The following is a 19,698-nucleotide window of genomic DNA, read 5'->3' on the forward strand; positions in this document are numbered from 1 at the left end:
TTGAAATGGCAGAATGAGCAGATGGTACACCGCGTGACTAAGGCTGCAAAATTCCTGGTTAAAATTCAGCATTCACCGTTAAAAAAGACTATCCTGGTACATTACTTTTACGCGCAGTGAGGAAAGGAGCATTCATGAAACAAACCGTTTATACCGCCAGTCCTGAAAGCCAGCAGATCCATGTCTGGCGTCTGAATCCCGAAGGTACGCTCACCCTGGTTCAGGTCGTCGATGTTCCCGGCCAGGTTCAGCCGATGGCGATCAGCCCGGATAAACGTTTCCTGTATGTGGGCGTGCGCCCGGAGTTCCGTGTGCTGGCGTACCGTATCTCTCCTGAAGATGGCGCGCTGACCTTTACGGCCGAAGCTGCGCTGCCGGGGAGCCCGACCCATATCTCAACCGATCTGCAGGGGCGCTTTATCTTTAGCGGCTCTTACAACGCCGGTTGCGTCAGCGTTACCCGCCTGGACGACGGCATTCCAACGGAGACCGTTGAGGTGGTTGAAGGGCTGGAAGGTTGTCACTCGGCCAACATCTCCCCGGATAACCGCACCCTGTGGGTACCGGCGCTGAAACAGGATCGTATCTGCCTGTTTACCCTTGGCGACGACGGCAAGCTGGCCGCGCAAACGCCAGCAGAAGTGACCACCGTTGAAGGCGCAGGCCCGCGTCATATGGCCTTCCATCCGAACCAGCAGTACGCCTATGTGGTGAATGAGCTGAACTGCTCGGTGGACGTCTGGGCCCTGCGCGATCCGCACGGCAACATCGAGTGCGTGCAGACCCTGGACATGATGCCGGCGGACTTCACCGATACGCGCTGGGGGGCGGATATCCACATCACCCCTGATGGACGCCACCTCTATACCTGCGATCGTACGTCAAGCCTGATCACCATTTTCAGCATCTCTGAAGATGGCAGCGTGCTGGCCATCGAAGGCTTCCAGCCGACCGAGACCCAGCCGCGCGGCTTTAACGTCGATCATAGCGGTAAGTTCCTGATTGCAGCGGGGCAAAAATCGCACCATATCGCGCTGTATGAGATTCAGGGCGAGCAGGGGCTGCTGGAAGAGAAGGGGCGTTACGCTGTCGGCCAGGGGCCAATGTGGGTGGTGGTTAACGCGCACTAAGGCGGACGATAAAAAAAACCTCGCACATGCGAGGTTTTTTTATGCCCGGTGGTAGCCGGGTGAGCACATCGGAAACACCAACCTCAATATAGTAATCCCGGCCTGGCACTATGTAAAATTAACCCACGGCAAAAGAATGGGATGAGCCGCTGAGTTAATAATTATCATACTGAAAAATAATAATATTTTTCTTTATCTGAATAAATTCTTAATCTGTTTGAAACTGTTTTTATATACAGTTATCAGAGATTACAATGTTGCCGTTGGTTCGATGTGAGCAGTTCCGCAAATCAGGTTTCTTTTAAGTCCTGGCTGGCGGGTGGTGCCGTCAGTGCCTTAACTGTGGAGCACATCGGTAACACCAACGCCCACTGGTGACAGGCAGCGGAAAGGTAAGTCAGTGGAAGTGCTCCTGACCAAAGGAGTGGCGTATGAGCAGTATGGGATGGGTAATTCTGTTCCTGCAACTCATGGTTGCAGTATTGCAACTGCTGGATGCGTATCTTAAGACCGGTGCCTGACGTGCCCAGCCGCAGCATTAAGGGGGAGTTACTCCCCCTTTTTGCTAATCAGATTACTGCTTCGGTTCCGCTACCACTTTGCTGCCCACGCCGCGGTTGTTGTATTCCCACATGCGGTTGAAGTTAGCGTCGTTGAGGTTACGCTGCACGTTGCCTTTCTCATCCACCGCACCGGTATTACCCGCATACGGACGCTGAGAGATCGCCGCGTTGCCCCACGGTTTTGCCATGTTAAAGCCTTCGTTGATCACGCTGTCGCGGATCACCACCTGGCCGTTGGAGGCAGAATCGACGTCCAGCGAGCGGCCCAGCTGTGCCACACCGTCACCCATCGCGGTAAAGCGGCTGTTCACTGCCAGGAAGCCGTAGAACATGTTCGACAGGGTGGCCGGGGCGAAGACATAGCCTTCCTGCTGGGTACGGGTATTCATCACCCGGAAATCGGTGTTATCAAACACCACGGCACCGCGACCAGAGACAATATCCACATCCCCTTCAATGTAGCTGTTAGTGACCAGCGTACGGGTTATGCGGTTGTTCTTCAGGGTGTTATCAACGCCGCTGTTGGTAACGAAGAAGGTATTCTGACGACCCAGAATATTTACCTTGTCGATCTGCACCTGGTCGCCATCGCTGCGCAGGGCAACCGCCTGGTGATTACCGGCATCGACGCTGTCGCCGAGATTGTTTTCAATTGTCAGGTTCTGCAGCTGCAGGCCGGTGTTCTGCGACCAGAAGACGGCGGAACACATTACCCCGACGGTGGCACTGTGCTTGCTCTGGCAACGGTCAAACATGTACCAGGCCGGTTTGCCAGGCATGTATTTACCGCCCGGATTGACCAGACGACGCCAGGTCGCGGTATCCATCTCCGAGTCGATCGCCAGACCAATTTTCACATCAATCGGTTTTTCACCCGTACCGTACAGGGTCACGCTACCCGGCGCGGCAGGCACATACACGGTGCCTTCGTACTCGCCTGGTAAAATGGCAATGTACTGACGGGAGCTGCTGTGCTTAGCAATGGCTGCATCAACCGCCGCCTGAATGGTGGTATGCGTAACGCCCTGGGTTCCCGCCGGGCCAACCACAAAGTTCGGCTGCGCAGGCAGACGAATGGCGTAAGGACTCCACGGCGCCGCGTTTGGATCCATGGCCGTGAAGTAGCGAGCCTGCTGGAAGTTTTTCGCTTCATCAGTGGAAAGGATCGGGCGGGAAGCCGTGCCTGGTGCGACCTGCTCTGAAGGCAGTTGATCCGGCGGAGTAGAGCTGCACGCGGACAACGTCACGCCAAATGCGAGGGCCAGCGCCAGACGAGAAATCCTGGAAATGTTCAAGGGAAAGCTCCTGCTAAGCATATCAATAGGGGGATAACCGAAATAGCCTGCTTTTTTATACTAAGTTGAGCGAAACGGGAAGATTAAAAGGCAAAAAGTTACTTTTTATTCCCGCGCTTAGCGGGAAAGTTGTCACAAATAAATAACAATTTCGGTAAAGGCGATTGACAGGGCGACGGGAATGAAAATAAATGTCTATACAACTCATGACAAGCGGAAGCCCGATGTTGCAACTTCATCCCGACGACGTTATCTGGCGTAACCTGCGCCTCGCGACTATGGATCCTGGCTACGGCACAGCCTATGGTCTGCTGGAGAACCGGGCCTTAATTGTGCGTGGAGAGACCATCCTGGCGATCGTGCCGGAATCTGACCTGCCGCAGGATCTGCCCAACACCCGCGATTTACAGGGGCGGCTGGTCACGCCGGGCCTGATTGACTGCCACACCCATCTGGTGTTTGGCGGCGACCGCGCCGCCGAGTGGGAGCAGCGGCTGAACGGCGTCTCCTATCAGACCATCAGCGCCCAGGGCGGCGGAATTAATGCCACGGTGAGCGCGACCCGGGACAGCACCCCTGAGCAGCTTGAGCAGCTGGCGCAGCAGCGTTTACAGCGGCTGATGCGCGAAGGCGTTACCACTATCGAAATCAAATCCGGCTACGGCCTGAACGACGAGGCGGAAGAGAAGATGCTGCGCGTGGCCCAGCGTCTGGCGCACACCCATCCCATTGAGATCAGCCCGACGCTGCTGGCTGCCCATGCCGTGCCGAAGGAGTATCGTCAGGATCCGGATGCGTACATCGCCCACGTGTGTCAGCACACGCTCCCGCAGCTGTGGGAGAAAGGCCTTTTCGAAGCCGTGGATGTCTTCTGCGAGAACGTTGGCTTTACCCCGGAACAGAGCGAGCGGGTGTTCCAGGCGGCACAGGCCCGGGGGATCCCGATTAAAGGCCACGTCGAGCAGCTCTCTAACCTCGGCGGCACCGCGCTGGTGAGCCGTTACCACGGGCTGTCTGCCGATCACATTGAGTATCTTGATGAGGCCGGAGTGAGCGCGATGGCGCAGAGCGGCACCGTGGCGGTGCTGCTGCCCGGTGCGTTCTACTTTTTGCAGGAGCGCCAGCGCCCGCCGGTTGACCTGCTGCGTCAGCAGGGGGTGCCGATGGCCGTCGCGACCGACTACAACCCCGGCACCAGCCCCTTTGCCAGCCTGCATCTGGCGATGAATATGGCCTGCGTGCAGTTTGGTTTAACCCCGGAAGAGGCGTGGGCAGGGGTGACCCGGCATGCCGCCCAGGCGCTGGGTCGCGGGGCAACGCACGGCCAGCTGAAGGCCGGGTTTGTCGCGGATCTGGCGATCTGGGATGCCAAAAGCCCGGTGGAGATGGTGTATGAGCCGGGTCGTAACCCGCTTTATCAGCGCGTATTCAGAGGAAAAGTACAATGAGCGTATGGCAGCCGGTTTCACCTGACGTCTGGCAGGGGCGTGACGACACCCGCGAGGCCAGCAACGCGCTGCGCCTGTTCCAGACCGTGCAACGTAGCGATACGCCAACGCCCTCCGGGGACGGTATCGCCCTGATCGGCTTTGCCTGCGACGAAGGGGTCAGACGCAATCAGGGCCGGACCGGTGCGGCCCAGGCCCCGGATGTGTTACGCCGCGCGCTGGGAAATATGGCCAGCCATCAGGGCCACCAGCGGCTGACCGATATGGGCAACATCCGCGTCGAGGGGGAGGCGCTGGAGGCCGCCCAGCAGGCGCTGAGCGAGACGGTCACCGCCTGCCAGCAGGCCGGCATGCGCACCCTGGTGTTCGGCGGCGGGCATGAAACCGCCTGGGCCCATGGCCGCGGCGTGCTGGATGCTTTTCCCGGCGAGCGGGTGGTAATTATCAACCTCGATGCGCACCTCGATCTGCGTCACGCCAGTCAGGCGACCTCCGGAACCCCGTTCCGCCAGCTGGCGCTCTACTGCGCGGAACAGCAGCGTGAGTTTCACTACGCCTGTCTCGGGGTCAGCCGGGCGGCCAATACGCAGGCGCTGTGGGATGAAGCGGCTCGTCTTAACGTCACTCTGGTGGAAGATCTCGATTTCCAGCAGCAGGCGCTGCCGGTGCTGGACACCGTCCTCAACAATGCGGATCGGGTCTACCTCACCATTGACCTCGACGTGATGCCCGCCGGGGAGATGCCCGCCGTGTCGGCCCCCGCCGCGCTGGGGGTTCCGGCCCGGGATCTGCTCCCGGTCATCGCGCGGATCTGTCGCAGCGGCAAACTGCAGGCGGCGGATCTGGTGGAGTTCAGCCCTGGCTTCGATCGCGACGGCCAGGGGGCGAAGCTCGCCGCGCGTCTTGCCTGGCAAATTGCTCACTGGTGGGCGTAATCTGTGGATATACTCGGATTTTTATAACGGCTTAAGGAATTGCTATGTTCTCTCGCGCCCCGCAGCAGCAGGCCAATACGCCAGCCCCTTTCTATGAAAAGGTAAAACAGGCGATCAGCCATCAGATCGCCACCGGCGTCTGGCGTCCTCACGATCGCATCCCGTCCGAGGCAGAGCTGGTGGCCCAGTTCGGCTTTAGCCGGATGACCATCAACCGCGCGCTGCGGGAGCTGACCGATGAGGGGCTGCTGGTGCGTCTGCAGGGGGTCGGCACCTTTGTGGCCGAGCCAAAAGGGCAGTCCGCGCTGTTTGAAATTCGCAGCATTGCCGATGAGATCGCCTCCCGCAACCATCAGCACCGCTGTGAGGTGCTGTTCCTTGAGGAGACGCAGGCCAGCGCTGCGCAGGCCGCTGCGTTGAACGTCAAAGAGGGAACGCGTATCTTCCACTCCCTGATGTTGCACTTTGAAAACGATATCCCGGTGCAGATTGAGGATCGCAGCGTCAATGCCGCGCTGGTGCCGGATTACCTGCAGCAGGACTATACCGCCACCACCCCCCATGCTTATCTGTCGCTGGTCGCGCCGCTGACGGAAGGGGAGCATATCGTCGAGGCGGTGCGCGCCACGCCGCAGGAGTGCGAGCTGCTGCGTATTAAAGAGCACGATCCCTGCCTGCTGATCCACCGCCGTACCTGGTCAGCCTCGCACATTGTTTCCCACGCCAGACTGCTGTTCCCGGGCAACCGCTATCGGCTGCAGGGCCATTTCATGTCATAAGCCAAAAGCGTGATTGCTGACGCAATATAACAAAAATGTATCGTAATTGTTAAAACCGGCCTTGTGTGCACTTGTCTATACAAGTATATCTTAGTGTATATTCTGTCCCCAATGAGGAGCACACAATGTCGTCAGGTAAGTATCGCCAGCAAGAGATCCGCGCCCCACGTGGCACCACGCTTAACGCCAAAAGCTGGCTCACCGAAGCCCCGCTGCGCATGTTAATGAACAACCTCGATCCCGACGTGGCGGAAAACCCTCACGAGCTGGTGGTGTATGGCGGAATTGGCCGCGCGGCGCGCAACTGGGCGTGCTATGACGCCATTGTCAAATCCCTCACCGAACTGGAAAACGACGAAACCCTGCTGGTGCAGTCCGGCAAACCGGTCGGCGTCTTCAAAACCCACGAAAACGCCCCGCGCGTGCTGATCGCCAACTCCAACCTGGTCCCGCACTGGGCAACCTGGGAACACTTTAACGAGCTGGATGCGAAAGGGCTGGCGATGTATGGCCAGATGACCGCCGGCAGCTGGATCTACATCGGCAGCCAGGGCATCGTCCAGGGCACCTACGAAACCTTTGTCGAGGCGGGCCGTCAGCACTATAACGGCTCCCTGAAAGGCCGTTGGGTACTGACCGCGGGCCTGGGCGGCATGGGCGGCGCACAGCCGCTGGCGGCGACACTGGCGGGAGCCTGCTCCCTTAACATTGAGTGCCAGCAGAGCCGCATCGATTTCCGTCTGCGTACCCGCTACGTCGATGAGCAGGCCGATTCGCTGGACGATGCCCTGGCGCGCATTAACAAATACACCCAGCAAGGCAAAGCGGTCTCGATTGCCCTGTGCGGTAACGCGGCCGATATCGTGCCGGAGCTGGTGGCGCGCGGCGTGCGTCCGGACCTGGTCACCGACCAGACCAGCGCCCACGATCCGCTGCACGGCTACCTGCCAAAAGGCTGGAGCTGGGAAGAGTACCAGCAGAAAGCGCAGCAGGATCCGGAAGGCACCGTGCTGGCGGCGAAGCGTTCAATGGCCGATCATGTCAACGCGATGCTGGCCTTCAGCCAGCAGGGCGTCCCGACCTTCGATTACGGCAATAATATCCGCCAGATGGCGAAAGAGATGGGCGTTACCAACGCCTTTGATTTCCCAGGCTTTGTCCCTGCCTATATCCGTCCGCTGTTCTGCCGCGGGATCGGCCCGTTCCGCTGGGTGGCGCTCTCCGGCGACCCGGAAGATATCTACAAAACCGACGCCAAAGTGAAAGAGATTGTCGCCGATGATGAACACCTGCATCACTGGCTGGACATGGCCCGCGAGCGCATTAACTTCCAGGGACTGCCGGCGCGTATCTGCTGGGTAGGCCTGGAGTGGCGCCAGAAGCTGGGCCTGGCCTTTAACGAAATGGTCCGCAGCGGTGAAGTCTCTGCGCCAATCGTTATTGGTCGTGACCATCTTGATTCGGGCTCGGTTGCCAGCCCGAACCGTGAAACCGAAGCGATGAAGGACGGCTCCGACGCGGTCTCCGACTGGCCGCTGCTGAATGCGCTGCTCAACACCGCCAGCGGCGCGACCTGGGTCTCGCTCCACCACGGCGGCGGCGTCGGGATGGGCTTCTCCCAGCATGCCGGAATGGTCATCGTCTGCGACGGCACCGATGAAGCCGCGGCCCGTATTGCCCGCGTACTGCACAACGATCCGGCGACTGGCGTGATGCGCCATGCCGATGCCGGGTATGACATTGCCATTGATTGCGCGAAAGAGCAGGGCCTGAACCTGCCGATGATCGCCGCTCAACAAGGAAAGCACTGATGAACGCTTTAACCCTGACTCCCGGTTCCCTGACCCTGGCCCAGCTGCGCCAGGTCTGGCAACAGCCGCTGCACCTGACGCTCGACGACGCGGCCCACAAGGCCATCAACGACAGCGTCGCCTGCGTGGAAGCGATTGTCGCCGAAGGGCGCACCGCCTACGGGATCAACACCGGTTTTGGCCTGCTGGCGCAGACGCGCATCGCTACTCACGATCTGGAAAACCTGCAACGTTCGCTGGTGCTCTCCCACGCGGCGGGCGTCGGCGAGCCGCTGGATGACGACATTGTGCGTCTGATGATGGTGCTGAAGATCAACAGCCTGGCGCGCGGTTTCTCCGGCATCCGCCTGAGCGTAATTCAGGCGCTGATTGCCATGGTCAACGCCGAAGTTTACCCCTGGATCCCGGCCAAAGGTTCGGTCGGCGCGTCCGGCGATCTGGCCCCGCTGGCGCACATGTCCCTGACCCTGCTGGGTGAGGGCAAAGCCCGCTACCGGGGCGAATGGTTACCGGCCGCCACCGCCCTGCAGAAAGCGGGTCTGGCCCCGGTGACGCTGGCGGCGAAAGAGGGCCTGGCGCTGCTGAACGGCACCCAGGCCTCCACCGCCTTTGCCCTGCGCGGCCTGTTTGAAGCCGAAGATCTGTTTGCCTCGGCGGTGGTCTGTGGGGCGCTGACTACCGAAGCGGTGCTCGGCTCCCGTCGTCCGTTTGACGCCCGCATTCATGAGGTACGCGGCCAGCGCGGGCAGATCGACGCCGCGGCGCTGTTCCGCCACGTCCTGACCGACACCAGCGCCATTGCCGAGTCGCACCACAACTGCGACAAGGTGCAGGACCCGTACTCCCTGCGCTGTCAGCCGCAGGTAATGGGGGCCTGTCTTACCCAGATGCGTCAGGTGGCGGAGGTACTGCTGGTGGAATCCAATGCCGTTTCCGATAACCCGCTGGTGTTCGCCGCGGAAAACGAAGTGGTCTCCGGGGGTAACTTCCACGCCGAACCGGTGGCGATGGCGGCGGATAATCTGGCCCTGGCGATTGCCGAAATTGGCGCGCTGTCGGAGCGTCGTATCGCGCTGATGATGGATAAACACATGTCCCAGCTGCCACCGTTCCTGGTGCGCAACGGCGGGGTTAACTCCGGGTTTATGATTGCCCAGGTGACCGCCGCCGCGCTGGCGAGCGAGAACAAGGCCCTGTCGCACCCGCACAGCGTGGACAGTCTGCCGACGTCAGCTAATCAGGAAGATCATGTCTCGATGGCCCCGGCGGCAGGCCGCCGCTTGTGGGAGATGGCGGGCAACACCCGCGGCGTGCTGGCGGTAGAGTGGTTAGCGGCCTGTCAGGGCTGCGATCTGCGCGACGGTCTGACCTCCAGCCCGCAGCTGGAGCAGGCGCGGCATATCCTGCGGGAGCAGGTGGCGCACTATGATGACGACCGCTTCTTTGCCCCGGATATTGATGCGGCGATTGCGTTGCTGAACAAAAGGAGCCTGGTCGGGTTGCTGCCAGCGTTCTTGTAAAAAAACGCCCGGTGGCGCTGCGCTTACCGGGCCTACAAAAAACCGGCCTATGTGCCGGTTTTTTATTTAACTGTACATCGCCGTAATCGACGCGCTGCCCAGGGTGTGGAAATGGACGTTAAAGCCTACCATTGCGCCGCTGGCCTCTTTATCGACCTCGATTCTCTCCACATTCAGCGCATGTACCGTGAAGATATAACGATGGGTTTCGCCTTTTGGCGGGGCCGCGCCGCCGTATCCCGCTTTGCCAAAATCGGTGCGGGTCTCCACGGCACCCTCCGGCAGCGCCACCAGCGAAGAGCCGGAGCCCTGCGGCAGCACGCGGGTATCGGCGGGGATATTGGCGACAACCCAGTGCCACCAGCCGGAGCCGGTTGGGGCGTCCGGGTCGTAACAGGTCACGACAAAGCTTTTGGTACCCGACGGCACCTCGTCCCACGCCAGATGCGGAGAGATGTTATCTCCCTCATATCCCATACCGTTAAATACGTGGCGCAGCGGGAGTTTATCGCCGTCGCGCAGATCCTGACTGATAAGTTTCATACAGTTCCTCCGTAAAAAGCCCTGCCAGAAGTGTAACGCATAAACTAAAGCGTAAAGTGCGCAGGCTCCTGAACGGCATCCACCACCGCACGGGTCAGCTTGCTGAGCTGGTCGCGGCTTATCACATAGGGCGGCATCAGATAGATCAGTTTGCCGAACGGCCGCACCCAGACGCCGCGCGCCACAAAGAAGCTTTGCAGCGCCGACATGTTCACCGGATGGGTTGTTTCAACGACGCCGATCGCCCCCAGCACCCGCACGTCGGCGACAAAGGCTGAATCCCGCGCCGCCGCCAGTTCATTCTTCAGCTGGGCTTCGATGGCGGGCACCTGAATCTGCCACTCACCGCTCTCAAGCAGGGCCAGGCTCTCGCTGGCGACCGCGCAGGCCAGCGGGTTACCCATAAAGGTCGGGCCGTGCATAAAGCAGCCTGCTTCGCCGTTGCTGATGGTCTCCGCCACCTGGCGAGTGGCGAGGGTGGCTGAGAGGGTCATGGTGCCCCCGGTCAGGGCTTTGCCGAGGCAGAGAATGTCCGGCGTAATGCCCGCGTGCTCGCAGGCAAACAGCTTGCCGGTGCGCCCGAAGCCGGTGGCAATTTCATCGGCAATCAGCAGAATGCCTTCGCGGTCACACATCCTGCGGATGCGCTTCAGCCACTCGGGATGGTACATGCGCATTCCGCCCGCACCCTGCACGATGGGCTCGAGGATCACGGCGGCAATCTCATGACGGTGGGCGGCCATCAGGCGGGCAAAGCCGACCATGTCCATTTCATCCCACTCGCCGTCGAAACGGCTCTGCGGCGCCGGGGCAAACAGGTTTTCCGGCAGATAGCCCTTCCACAGACTGTGCATCGAGTTGTCGGGATCGCAGACCGACATCGCGCCGAAAGTGTCGCCGTGATAGCCGTTGCGGAAGGTGATAAACCGCTGACGGCTTTCGCCCTTCGCGTGCCAGTACTGCAGCGCCATTTTCATCGCCACCTCCACCGCTACCGAGCCGGAATCGGCCAGGAAGACGCACTCCAGCGCTTCGGGGGTCATCGCCACCAGCCGACGGCAGAGATCCACCGCCGGTTGATGGGTGATGCCGCCGAACATCACGTGCGACATGCGGTCAATCTGGGCTTTCATCGCCGCGTTAAGCCGCGGGTGATTGTAGCCATGAATGGCTGCCCACCAGGAGGACATGCCGTCCACCAGCTGTTCGCCGCTGGCCAGGGTCAGCTCGCAGCCGTGCGCTTCCGTCACCGGATATACCGGCAGGGGCTGGGTCATGGAGGTGTAGGGATGCCAGATGTGTTGCCGATCGAAGGCGAGATCGTCCGTTGTCATAATCGACTTGTAAACCATTTTGAAAACATTTAGGTTTACAAGCATAACCCGAACCCATCCTGAACTAAACCCCTTTGGAGACGCCCCATGGCTCACCAGGCTCGCTGGACATTGTCGCAAGTCACTGCATTATTTGAAAAACCCCTGCTTGAACTGCTGTTTGAAGCGCAACAAATTCACCGTCAGCACTTCGATCCGCAGCAGGTTCAGGTCAGCACCCTGCTGTCGATCAAGACCGGGGCCTGCCCGGAAGACTGCAAATACTGCCCGCAAAGCGCGCGTTACAAAACTGGCCTCGAATCCGAACGCCTGATGGAGGTGGAGCAGGTGCTGGAGTCGGCGCGTCAGGCGAAAAACGCCGGCTCGACCCGCTTCTGCATGGGCGCGGCCTGGAAAAACCCGCACGAGCGCGATATGCCTTATCTCGAGCAGATGGTGCAGGGCGTGAAGGCGATGGGCCTCGAAGCCTGTATGACTCTCGGCACGCTGGATGACCATCAGGCCCAGCGTCTTGCCTCGGCGGGGCTGGATTACTACAACCACAACCTCGACACCTCCCCGGAGTTCTACGGCAACATCATCACCACCCGGACCTATCAGGAGCGTCTGGACACCCTCGACAAAGTGCGCGATGCGGGCATCAAGGTCTGCTCGGGCGGGATTGTCGGCTTAGGCGAAACGGTCACCGATCGCGCCGGGCTGCTGTTACAGCTGGCAAACCTGCCGACCCCGCCGGAGAGCGTGCCGATCAACATGCTGGTGAAGGTGAAGGGCACCCCGCTGGCCGATAACGACGACGTCGACGCCTTTGACTTTATCCGCACTATTGCGGTGGCGCGAGTGATGATGCCGACCTCGTACGTACGCCTCTCGGCGGGTCGCGAGCAGATGAACGAGCAGACTCAGGCGATGTGCTTTATGGCCGGGGCCAACTCCATCTTCTACGGCTGCAAGCTGCTTACCACCCCGAACCCGGAAGAGGACAAAGACGTGCAGCTGTTCCGCAAGCTGGGGCTCAACCCGCAGCAGACCGCGGTGCTGACCGGCGATAACGAGCAGCAGCACCAGCTCGAACAGCAGCTTTTCAACGCCGATACCGACCAGTTCTATAACGCGGCGACGGTATGACCTGGCAACAACGCATCGATGCCGCCCTCGACGCTCGTCGGGCGTCCGACGCCCTGCGCGTGCGCACCCCGGTGGAGAACGGCGCCGGGCGCTTTCTCACCCGCGAGCAGCGGCGGTACTGCAACTTCTCCGGCAATGACTATCTCGGCCTGAGTCAGCACCCCGACATCATCCGCGCCTGGCAACAGGGCGCGGAGCAGTACGGCGTGGGCAGCGGCGGCTCCGGCCACGTCAGCGGCTACACCCACGCGCATCAGGCGCTGGAGGAGCACCTTGCCGGGTGGCTCGGCTACCCGCGGGCGCTGCTGTTTATCTCCGGCTTTGCCGCTAATCAGGCGCTGATTGCCGCCCTGACCGGCAAAGAGGATCGCATTGTGGCCGACCGCTTAAGCCACGCCTCGCTGCTGGAAGCCGCCAGCCACAGCCCGGCTCAGCTCAGGCGCTTCGCCCACAACGATGTCGCCCAGCTGGATTCGCTGCTGGATAAACCCTGCGCCGGGCAACAGCTGGTGGTGACCGAGGGGATCTTCAGTATGGACGGCGACAGCGCCCCGCTGGGCGAGATCCACGCGGCGGCCCAGCGTCAGGGCAGCTGGCTGCTGGTGGACGATGCCCACGGGATTGGCGTCACCGGGCCAGAGGGGCGCGGAAGCGCTGCCAGCCAGGGCGTTAAACCCGAGCTGCTGGTGGTGACCTTCGGTAAAGGCGTTGGGGTCAGCGGGGCGGCGGTGCTGTGCAGCGAATCCGTCGCCGACTACCTGCTGCAGTTCGCCCGCCATCTGATCTACAGCACCAGCATGCCGCCTGCCCAGGCGGTGGCGCTGCTGGCGGCCTTTAACCTGATTCGCAGCGACGAAGGCGACGCGCGTCGGCAGCGGCTGGCTGCGTTGATCGACCAGTTCCGCGCGTGCGTGCGCGATTTGCCGCTGGCGATCACCGCCTCGCAGAGCGCCATTCAGCCGCTGATCGTCGGCGACAACGCGCGCGCCCTGCACCTGGCGCAGGTCCTCAGAGAGCAGGGGATCTGGGTGACCGCCATTCGTCCGCCTACCGTGCCGGCGGGCACGGCGCGCCTGCGCCTGACTCTGACGGCGGCGCATGAGCCGGAAGATATCACCGCGTTACTGGAGGCGCTGCATGTCGCAAGTGAATAAACAGGCGATTGCCGCCGCCTTTGGCCGGGCGGCGCACAGCTACGCGCGCCACGATGGTCTCCAGCGGCAAAGTGCCGACGGGCTGCGGGCTTTGCTGGCAGAGAACAGGTTTGCCAGCGTGCTGGACGCCGGCTGCGGCCCGGGGAGCAACAGCCTGGCCTGGCGCCAGGCCGGGAGTCATGTGACGGCGATGGATCTCTGCGCCCCGATGCTGGAGGAAGCGCGCCGCAACCAGGCGGCCGACTGCTATCTGCAGGCCGATATCGAAGCCATTCCGCTGGCGGAGGAGCAGTTCAGCCTGGTCTGGAGCCATCTGGCGGTGCAGTGGTGCGCCAGTCTGCCGCAGGCGCTGGCAGAGCTGTATCGCGTGGCGCAGCCGGGAGGCAAGGTGGCCTTCACCACGCTGCTCAACGGCTCGCTGCCGGAGCTGAATCAGGCCTGGCAGGCGGTGGATACCCAGCCGCACGCCAACCGTTTTCTGACCGGACAGCAGGTGAACGATGCCCTGTCCGGCTGGCAGTACCGCTGTGCGGTCCAGACCGTCACCCTGCTGTTTGACGATGCGCTCAGCGCCATGCAGTCCCTGAAGGGGATCGGCGCCACCCATCTGCACGCCGGGCGGGCCGACAGGCCCTTAACGCGCGGCCAGCTGCAGCGGCTGGCGCAGGCCTGGCCGCAGCAGGCGGGGAAATTCCCGCTCTCTTATCAACTTTTTCATGGAATTATCGAACGTGACTGAACGTTATTTTGTCACCGGCACCGACACCGAGGTCGGTAAAACCGTCGCCAGCACCGCCCTGTTACAGGCGGCGCGGGCGCTGGGCCGCAACACTGCCGGATACAAACCGGTGGCCTCGGGCAGTGAGATGACCGCACAAGGGCTGCGCAACAGCGATGCCCTGGCGTTACAGCACAACAGCAGCGTGACGCTGAGCTACCCGACGGTGAACCCTTATACCTTCGCGGAGCCGACGTCGCCGCACATCATCAGCGCCGACGAGCAGCGCCCGATCCTGTTCAGCACGCTCTCCGCCGGGTTACGCACCCTGGAGAGCTGTGCCGACTGGGTGCTGGTGGAAGGGGCGGGCGGCTGGTTCACGCCGCTGTCGCAGGAGCAGACCTTCGCCGACTGGGTGCTGGCCGAACGCCTGCCGGTGATCCTGGTGGTGGGGGGGAAGCTGGGCTGTATCAACCACGCGATGCTGACCGCGCAGGCGATTCAGCAGGCGGGACTGCATTTTGCAGGCTGGGTGGCGAACGGGGTAGTGCCCCCCGGCAAGCGCCATGCCGAATACATGGCGACGCTCCAGCGCGTGCTGCCCGCTCCGCTGCTGGGCGAGATCCCGTGGCTGGGCGATACGGCTGACACCTCGGCAGTCGGGCAGTATCTGTCTCTTACTGCGCTGACGCCGTCGGCCCCATCCAGTGGGCAATCAGCGGGTCATCCAGCTCGCTGACCCGACCCTGAGCCACGTTTCGCCCCCGGTAAAGCAGGCAAAAGCGATCCGCCACCCGACGGATCAGGGAAAGATGCTGTTCGGCCAGCAGCACCGATAATCCCAGCTCCCGGTTGAACCTGAGCAGCAGCTGCGCCAGCTTGAGGGTAAACAGCTGGCCGGTGCCGCGGCTGGGCTCGTCGAGGATCAGCAGGCGAGGGCGGGTGACCAGCGCGTTAGCCAGTGCCAGCTGGTACTGCTGGTCGTCATTAAGCCCCGAGGCCCGATGCTGGCGCAGCGGGTACAGCTCCGGAAAGAACTCAAAAACGTCGCGGCTTACCGATCCGCCCGCGACGCCTTTCGCCATCCGCGCGACATGCAGATTCTCCTCTACCGTCAGTTGCGAAAAGATCCGCCGGTCCTGTGGCACAAAGCTGATCCCCTCTCCTGGACGGGTCTCTGGCCCGGCGTCATGCCAGACCATGGTGCCGCTGGCGATGGGCAGCAGCCCGGCAATACAGCTCACGAGGGTGGTTTTCCCCATTCCGGGCAGCCCGACGACGCCGGTGCAGAGGCCGGGAGGGAGATCGAGGTCAACGTTCCACAGGGTGTGGCGATCCCCGTAATACTGGTTTACGGCGCGCAGGCTTAACATGGTAGTGCTCCTTTTCAGGCATCGGTGACACCTGATGCTCTGCAAGACTCTTGCCACAGCCCAAAAAAAGGCGCTTAAACCTTCTTTTTTCGGATTAGGTTCAAAAATGCGCGCTGCGATGACAGGAACCTGCACTGCGTCGGTGCCCCGTTTTATGCACCTGGTGCAGGTACTATTTTGGTTAAAATGTGAGCAATGCCTCACCAGTTCGTTCGCTGATTTTTGTCATAAGATCGCCATAATTGGGTGATAAAAATTTTTTACCGTCGCGCTGGGGAGAAAAACCGGGAACGGGCCGAGTCACGTTCCGTATGGCCTGGAGACAGTTATCCACTATTCCTGTGGATAACCATGTGCATTAGAGTTAGAAAACACAAGGTAAGCGAGAGAATACGCGGCCTGCGCCTGAATTGCTGCGAAACGCGTCTTTTTGAAAACTTTATTGCAGATCAAGGCGTTAAATAAAAGCAATCATTGTCATCAAACTGTCAATCAGATGCGCTAAAGTTCGGCGGTTCGCCTTGACAAATGTTAAAAAACAAAAAATTCTGGGGATAACCGACCCCTGATGGAATTTTATCCCGTCACAGCCGAAATTTTGCGCAGCTTTGCTTGATTCCCGTTGCTGCTGGCACAAAACCACGCAGATGCTACTGGGTTTATATCCAGTATAATTTACTGGCAAAAATAGCCATGAGGAGTAAAATTACACACCTGCCGTATTAATCATCATCAGGTCGCCGTTCATGAGTAAACCGTTCAAACTGAATTCCGCTTTCCGTCCTTCTGGCGATCAGCCTGAAGCGATTCGCCGTCTGAAAGAGGGGCTGGAGGATGGGCTTGCACACCAGACGCTGCTGGGGGTGACCGGTTCGGGTAAAACCTTTACCGTCGCCAACGTGATCGCCGATCTTCAGCGGCCCACCATGGTGCTGGCACCCAACAAAACCCTGGCTGCGCAGCTGTACGGCGAGATGAAAGAGTTCTTCCCCGAAAACGCGGTGGAGTATTTCGTCTCCTACTACGACTACTACCAGCCGGAAGCCTACGTCCCGAGCTCCGACACCTTTATTGAAAAGGATGCCTCGGTGAACGAGCATATCGAGCAGATGCGTCTGTCCGCCACCAAGGCCTTGCTCGAGCGCCGCGACGTGGTGGTGGTAGCCTCGGTGTCAGCCATTTACGGCCTCGGCGACCCCGATCTCTACCTGAAGATGATGCTGCACCTGACCCAGGGGATGATTATCGATCAGCGCGCCATCTTGCGGCGCCTGGCGGAGCTGCAATATACCCGCAACGATCAGGCATTTCAGCGCGGCACTTTCCGCGTTCGCGGCGAGGTCATCGACATCTTCCCGGCGGAATCGGACGACTTCGCGCTGCGCGTGGAGCTGTTTGATGAAGAGGTGGAGCGGCTGTCCCTGTTTGATCCGCTGACCGGCCACGTGGAGTCGATTATTCAGCGCTTCACCGTCTACCCCAAAACCCACTACGTTACCCCGCGCGAGCGCATCGTGCAGGCGATGGAAGATATCAAGGTAGAGCTGGCGGATCGCCGCAAGACCCTGCTGGACAACAACAAGCTGCTGGAAGAGCAGCGCATCAGCCAGCGTACCCAGTTCGATCTCGAGATGATGAACGAGCTGGGCTACTGCTCCGGTATTGAAAACTACTCGCGCTATCTCTCCGGCCGCGGGCCGGGCGAGGCGCCGCCGACCCTGTTTGACTACCTGCCGGCGGATGGCCTGCTGGTGGTGGACGAATCCCACGTGACCATTCCGCAGATTGGCGGCATGTACCGCGGTGACCGGGCGCGTAAAGAGACCCTGGTGGAGTACGGCTTCCGTCTGCCGTCGGCGCTGGATAACCGCCCGATGAAGTTCGAAGAGTTTGAGGCGCTGGCGCCGCAAACCATCTACGTTTCCGCGACGCCGGGCAACTACGAGCTGGAGAAATCGGGCGATGAAGTGGTGGATCAGGTGGTGCGTCCGACCGGTCTGCTGGATCCGATTATCGAAGTGCGTCCGGTTGGCACCCAGGTGGACGATCTGCTGTCGGAGATCCGTGCCCGGGCGGCCATCAACGAGCGCGTGCTGGTCACCACCCTGACCAAACGCATGGCGGAAGATCTGACCGAATACCTCGAGGAGCATGGCGAGAAGGTGCGCTATCTGCACTCGGATATCGACACCGTGGAACGTATGGAGATCATCCGCGACCTGCGCCTTGGCGAGTTCGACGTGCTGGTGGGGATCAACCTGCTGCGTGAAGGGCTGGATATGCCGGAAGTGTCGCTGGTGGCGATTCTGGATGCCGATAAAGAGGGCTTCCTGCGCTCCGAGCGCTCGCTGATCCAGACCATTGGTCGTGCGGCGCGAAACGTCAACGGCAAAGCGATTCTTTACGGCGACAAGATCACCCCGTCAATGGCGAAAGCCATCGGCGAAACCGAACGCCGCCGCGAGAAGCAGCAGCGCTATAACGAAGAGCACGGCATTACGCCGCAGGGTCTGAACAAGAAGGTGGTGGATATCCTGGCGCTCGGCCAGAACATCGCCAAAACCAAAGCGAAGGGCCGCGGCAAGTCGCGCTCACCGGTGGAGGCCGATACCGTTGCCCTGACGCCGAAAGCGCTGCAGCAGAAGATTCACGAACTGGAAGGGCAGATGATGCAGCACGCGCAGAATCTGGAGTTCGAAGAGGCCGCGCAGATCCGCGACCAGCTACATCAGTTGCGGGATTTATTCATCGCCGCGTCGTAGTTTGTGCCCGGTGGCGCTGCGCTTACCGGGCCTACGAACGGCTTTAAACTTGTAGGCCCGGTAAGCGCTAGCGCCACCGGGCGATAAAGGCCGCACAGTCTTAACCCAACGCCTGCACCGCCTTCTCCAGCGCCACGCGCAGTAAATGCCGGTCATGGCGGTACTTAATATCGCTCGCCTCAAGTGGCTCCTGCACTACCACCCGGCCTTCCATGCCTGATACATCAGTACAAGGCCCGACCACCACCGCATCGATAATCTTTTTCCCGACATACTGCTCCATCAGGGCCAGCTTAGCGGGCAGCGAAAGCCCGGCGGCGGCAGGGCTGAGCTCGCGACCCAGATTGCCGATGTAAACCACGGGGGCAGGCGTCCGGCGCAGCGCCTGGGCCAGCTCGTTGTTCAGCAGCAGCGGCATCAGGCTGGTGTAAAAACTGCCCGGGCCGATCAAAATTAAATCTGCTTCACCAATGGCCTCAACTGCTTCACGGGTCGCCGGAACCGTGGGGTAGAGCATCAGCTCTTTCGGCGGCAGAACCAGCTGGTCGATATTCACTTCGCCATACACTTCATGGTCGTTACTGTCGATGGCCATCAAATCCACCGGAAGTTCGGACATCGGAATCAAAAACGCATCCACTTTTAGCAGGTTGCGGATTAAATTGATCGCCTCCAGAGGCCGCACGCTGAGATGATCCAGCGCCTTTAACATCAGATTTCCGAGGTTATGCCCCGAAAGTTCGCCATTACCGCCAAAACGATACTCAAACATCGCGGAAGCGACGCTGGGTTCGGTGATAAGTTGATTTAAACAGTTGCGCATATCACCCCAGGCGATGCCCCCTTCGGCGCGACGAATGCGTCCGGTTGAGCCGCCGTTATCGGTGGTGGTAACGATCCCGGTAAGCCGTGAGCCGAGCGATGACAAGGAGGACATCACCCGGCCCAGTCCGTGTCCTCCGCCGAGAGCGACGACGCGGTCGAGATCCGCAAAAGTGCGATTGCGCATAGAAATTCCTTAGTAAGACGAACATCTTAACAGTAACTCAACTACCCCTAAATGACGATGTCCCGCCCGGGGCAAAATGACATATATCAATGCATTAATTTTATAATGACGTATTCTGAATCGAAATGGCACGAACATGTCGATATATACAACTTTATATAGCGAAAGACGATAATAGCGAAACTGCTTTTAACAC

The 19,698-nt window shown here is 60.4% G+C and carries 17 protein-coding genes; 12 read left to right on the forward strand and 5 right to left on the reverse strand.

The features are described 5' to 3' along the window. The first annotated feature begins 134 nt into the window (after nucleotides 1–134). Together pgl and tisB are read left to right on the forward strand one after the other, a co-directional pair. A complete protein-coding gene (gene pgl, locus ES815_RS16315; protein WP_142488738.1) occupies nucleotides 135–1,130 on the forward strand; it encodes a 6-phosphogluconolactonase in 996 nt (331 codons plus the stop codon). 431 nt (nucleotides 1,131–1,561) lie between these two features. Further along, nucleotides 1,562–1,651 carry a type I toxin-antitoxin system toxin TisB gene (gene tisB / locus ES815_RS16320; RefSeq protein ID WP_142488739.1) on the forward strand — a complete coding sequence of 30 codons (90 nt, stop codon included), beginning with the start codon at nucleotides 1,562–1,564 and terminating at the stop codon, nucleotides 1,649–1,651. Nucleotides 1,652–1,704: 53 nt separating this feature from the next. On the opposite strand, the gene ES815_RS16325 is transcribed toward tisB, so the two are convergent. Then, entirely contained in the window at nucleotides 1,705–2,988 is a 1,284-nt protein-coding gene (locus ES815_RS16325) for a putative acyl-CoA thioester hydrolase (RefSeq protein WP_142488740.1), read from the reverse strand. A gap of 224 nt (nucleotides 2,989–3,212) precedes the next feature. Between ES815_RS16325 and hutI the strand changes: the two genes are divergently transcribed. From hutI to hutH, 5 genes are all read left to right on the forward strand, one after another. Then, the gene (gene hutI / locus ES815_RS16330; protein WP_142490077.1) at nucleotides 3,213–4,436 is read left to right on the forward strand and encodes an imidazolonepropionase; all 1,224 of its coding nucleotides are present in this window, start codon (nucleotides 3,213–3,215) and stop codon (nucleotides 4,434–4,436) included. Further along, the gene (hutG, locus tag ES815_RS16335; protein WP_142488741.1) at nucleotides 4,433–5,371 is read left to right on the forward strand and encodes a formimidoylglutamase; all 939 of its coding nucleotides are present in this window, start codon (nucleotides 4,433–4,435) and stop codon (nucleotides 5,369–5,371) included. The genes hutI and hutG overlap by 4 nt, the downstream gene beginning before the upstream one ends. Before the next feature lie 44 nt (nucleotides 5,372–5,415). Next, nucleotides 5,416–6,150, forward strand: a complete 735-nt coding sequence (locus ES815_RS16340) for a histidine utilization repressor (protein WP_142488742.1) — start codon at nucleotides 5,416–5,418, stop codon at nucleotides 6,148–6,150. 125 nt (nucleotides 6,151–6,275) lie between these two features. Further along, nucleotides 6,276–7,961 carry a urocanate hydratase gene (hutU, locus tag ES815_RS16345; protein WP_142488743.1) on the forward strand — a complete coding sequence of 562 codons (1,686 nt, stop codon included), beginning with the start codon at nucleotides 6,276–6,278 and terminating at the stop codon, nucleotides 7,959–7,961. After that, nucleotides 7,961–9,481 (forward strand): histidine ammonia-lyase, encoded by a 1,521-nt coding sequence (gene hutH / locus ES815_RS16350; protein WP_142488744.1) that lies wholly within the window; start codon nucleotides 7,961–7,963, stop codon nucleotides 9,479–9,481. The genes hutU and hutH overlap by 1 nt, the downstream gene beginning before the upstream one ends. A 66-nt stretch (nucleotides 9,482–9,547) precedes the next feature. Here hutH and ES815_RS16355 read toward each other — a convergent pair whose 3' ends face one another. Beyond that, nucleotides 9,548–10,024: a kinase inhibitor gene (locus ES815_RS16355; RefSeq protein WP_142488745.1), complete on the reverse strand. Its 477-nt coding sequence runs from the start codon at nucleotides 10,022–10,024 to the stop codon at nucleotides 9,548–9,550. Nucleotides 10,025–10,068: 44 nt separating this feature from the next. Further along, nucleotides 10,069–11,358 (reverse strand): adenosylmethionine--8-amino-7-oxononanoate transaminase, encoded by a 1,290-nt coding sequence (gene bioA / locus ES815_RS16360; protein WP_409518838.1) that lies wholly within the window; start codon nucleotides 11,356–11,358, stop codon nucleotides 10,069–10,071. An 87-nt stretch (nucleotides 11,359–11,445) separates the two neighbouring features. Here bioA and bioB point away from each other — a divergent pair, with 87 nt between their 5' ends. The 4 genes from bioB to bioD are packed head-to-tail and all read left to right on the forward strand — an operon-like array spanning nucleotide 11,446 to nucleotide 15,097. Beyond that, complete coding sequence (gene bioB, locus ES815_RS16365; RefSeq protein ID WP_142488746.1) at nucleotides 11,446–12,486, forward strand: biotin synthase BioB; 1,041 nt, start codon at nucleotides 11,446–11,448, stop codon at nucleotides 12,484–12,486. After that, nucleotides 12,483–13,640 carry an 8-amino-7-oxononanoate synthase gene (gene bioF, locus ES815_RS16370; protein ID WP_142488747.1) on the forward strand — a complete coding sequence of 386 codons (1,158 nt, stop codon included), beginning with the start codon at nucleotides 12,483–12,485 and terminating at the stop codon, nucleotides 13,638–13,640. The genes bioB and bioF overlap by 4 nt, the downstream gene beginning before the upstream one ends. Then, a complete protein-coding gene (gene bioC / locus ES815_RS16375; RefSeq protein ID WP_142488748.1) occupies nucleotides 13,624–14,379 on the forward strand; it encodes a malonyl-ACP O-methyltransferase BioC in 756 nt (251 codons plus the stop codon). Before bioF ends, bioC begins: the two co-directional genes overlap by 17 nt. After that, nucleotides 14,372–15,097 carry a dethiobiotin synthase gene (bioD, locus tag ES815_RS16380; protein WP_185902342.1) on the forward strand — a complete coding sequence of 242 codons (726 nt, stop codon included), beginning with the start codon at nucleotides 14,372–14,374 and terminating at the stop codon, nucleotides 15,095–15,097. The genes bioC and bioD overlap by 8 nt, the downstream gene beginning before the upstream one ends. On the opposite strand, the gene ES815_RS16385 is transcribed toward bioD, so the two are convergent. Continuing rightward, on the reverse strand, nucleotides 15,036–15,731 hold the full coding sequence (locus tag ES815_RS16385) for an ABC transporter ATP-binding protein (RefSeq protein WP_142488750.1): 696 nt from the start codon (nucleotides 15,729–15,731) through the stop codon (nucleotides 15,036–15,038). The two genes, bioD and ES815_RS16385, sit on opposite strands and share 62 nt — an antisense overlap. 746 nt (nucleotides 15,732–16,477) lie before the next feature. Here ES815_RS16385 and uvrB point away from each other — a divergent pair. Then, nucleotides 16,478–18,493, forward strand: coding sequence for an excinuclease ABC subunit UvrB (uvrB, locus tag ES815_RS16390; protein WP_142488751.1), 2,016 nt, complete (start codon nucleotides 16,478–16,480; stop codon nucleotides 18,491–18,493). A 100-nt stretch (nucleotides 18,494–18,593) separates the two neighbouring features. Here the strand turns inward: uvrB and yvcK are convergent, their stop codons facing one another. Further along, nucleotides 18,594–19,502, reverse strand: coding sequence for a uridine diphosphate-N-acetylglucosamine-binding protein YvcK (yvcK, locus tag ES815_RS16395; RefSeq protein ID WP_142488752.1), 909 nt, complete (start codon nucleotides 19,500–19,502; stop codon nucleotides 18,594–18,596). Nucleotides 19,503–19,698 lie beyond the last annotated feature (196 nt).

The organism is Leclercia adecarboxylata (assembly GCF_006874705.1).
GTDB lineage: Bacteria > Pseudomonadota > Gammaproteobacteria > Enterobacterales > Enterobacteriaceae > Enterobacter > Enterobacter adecarboxylatus_C.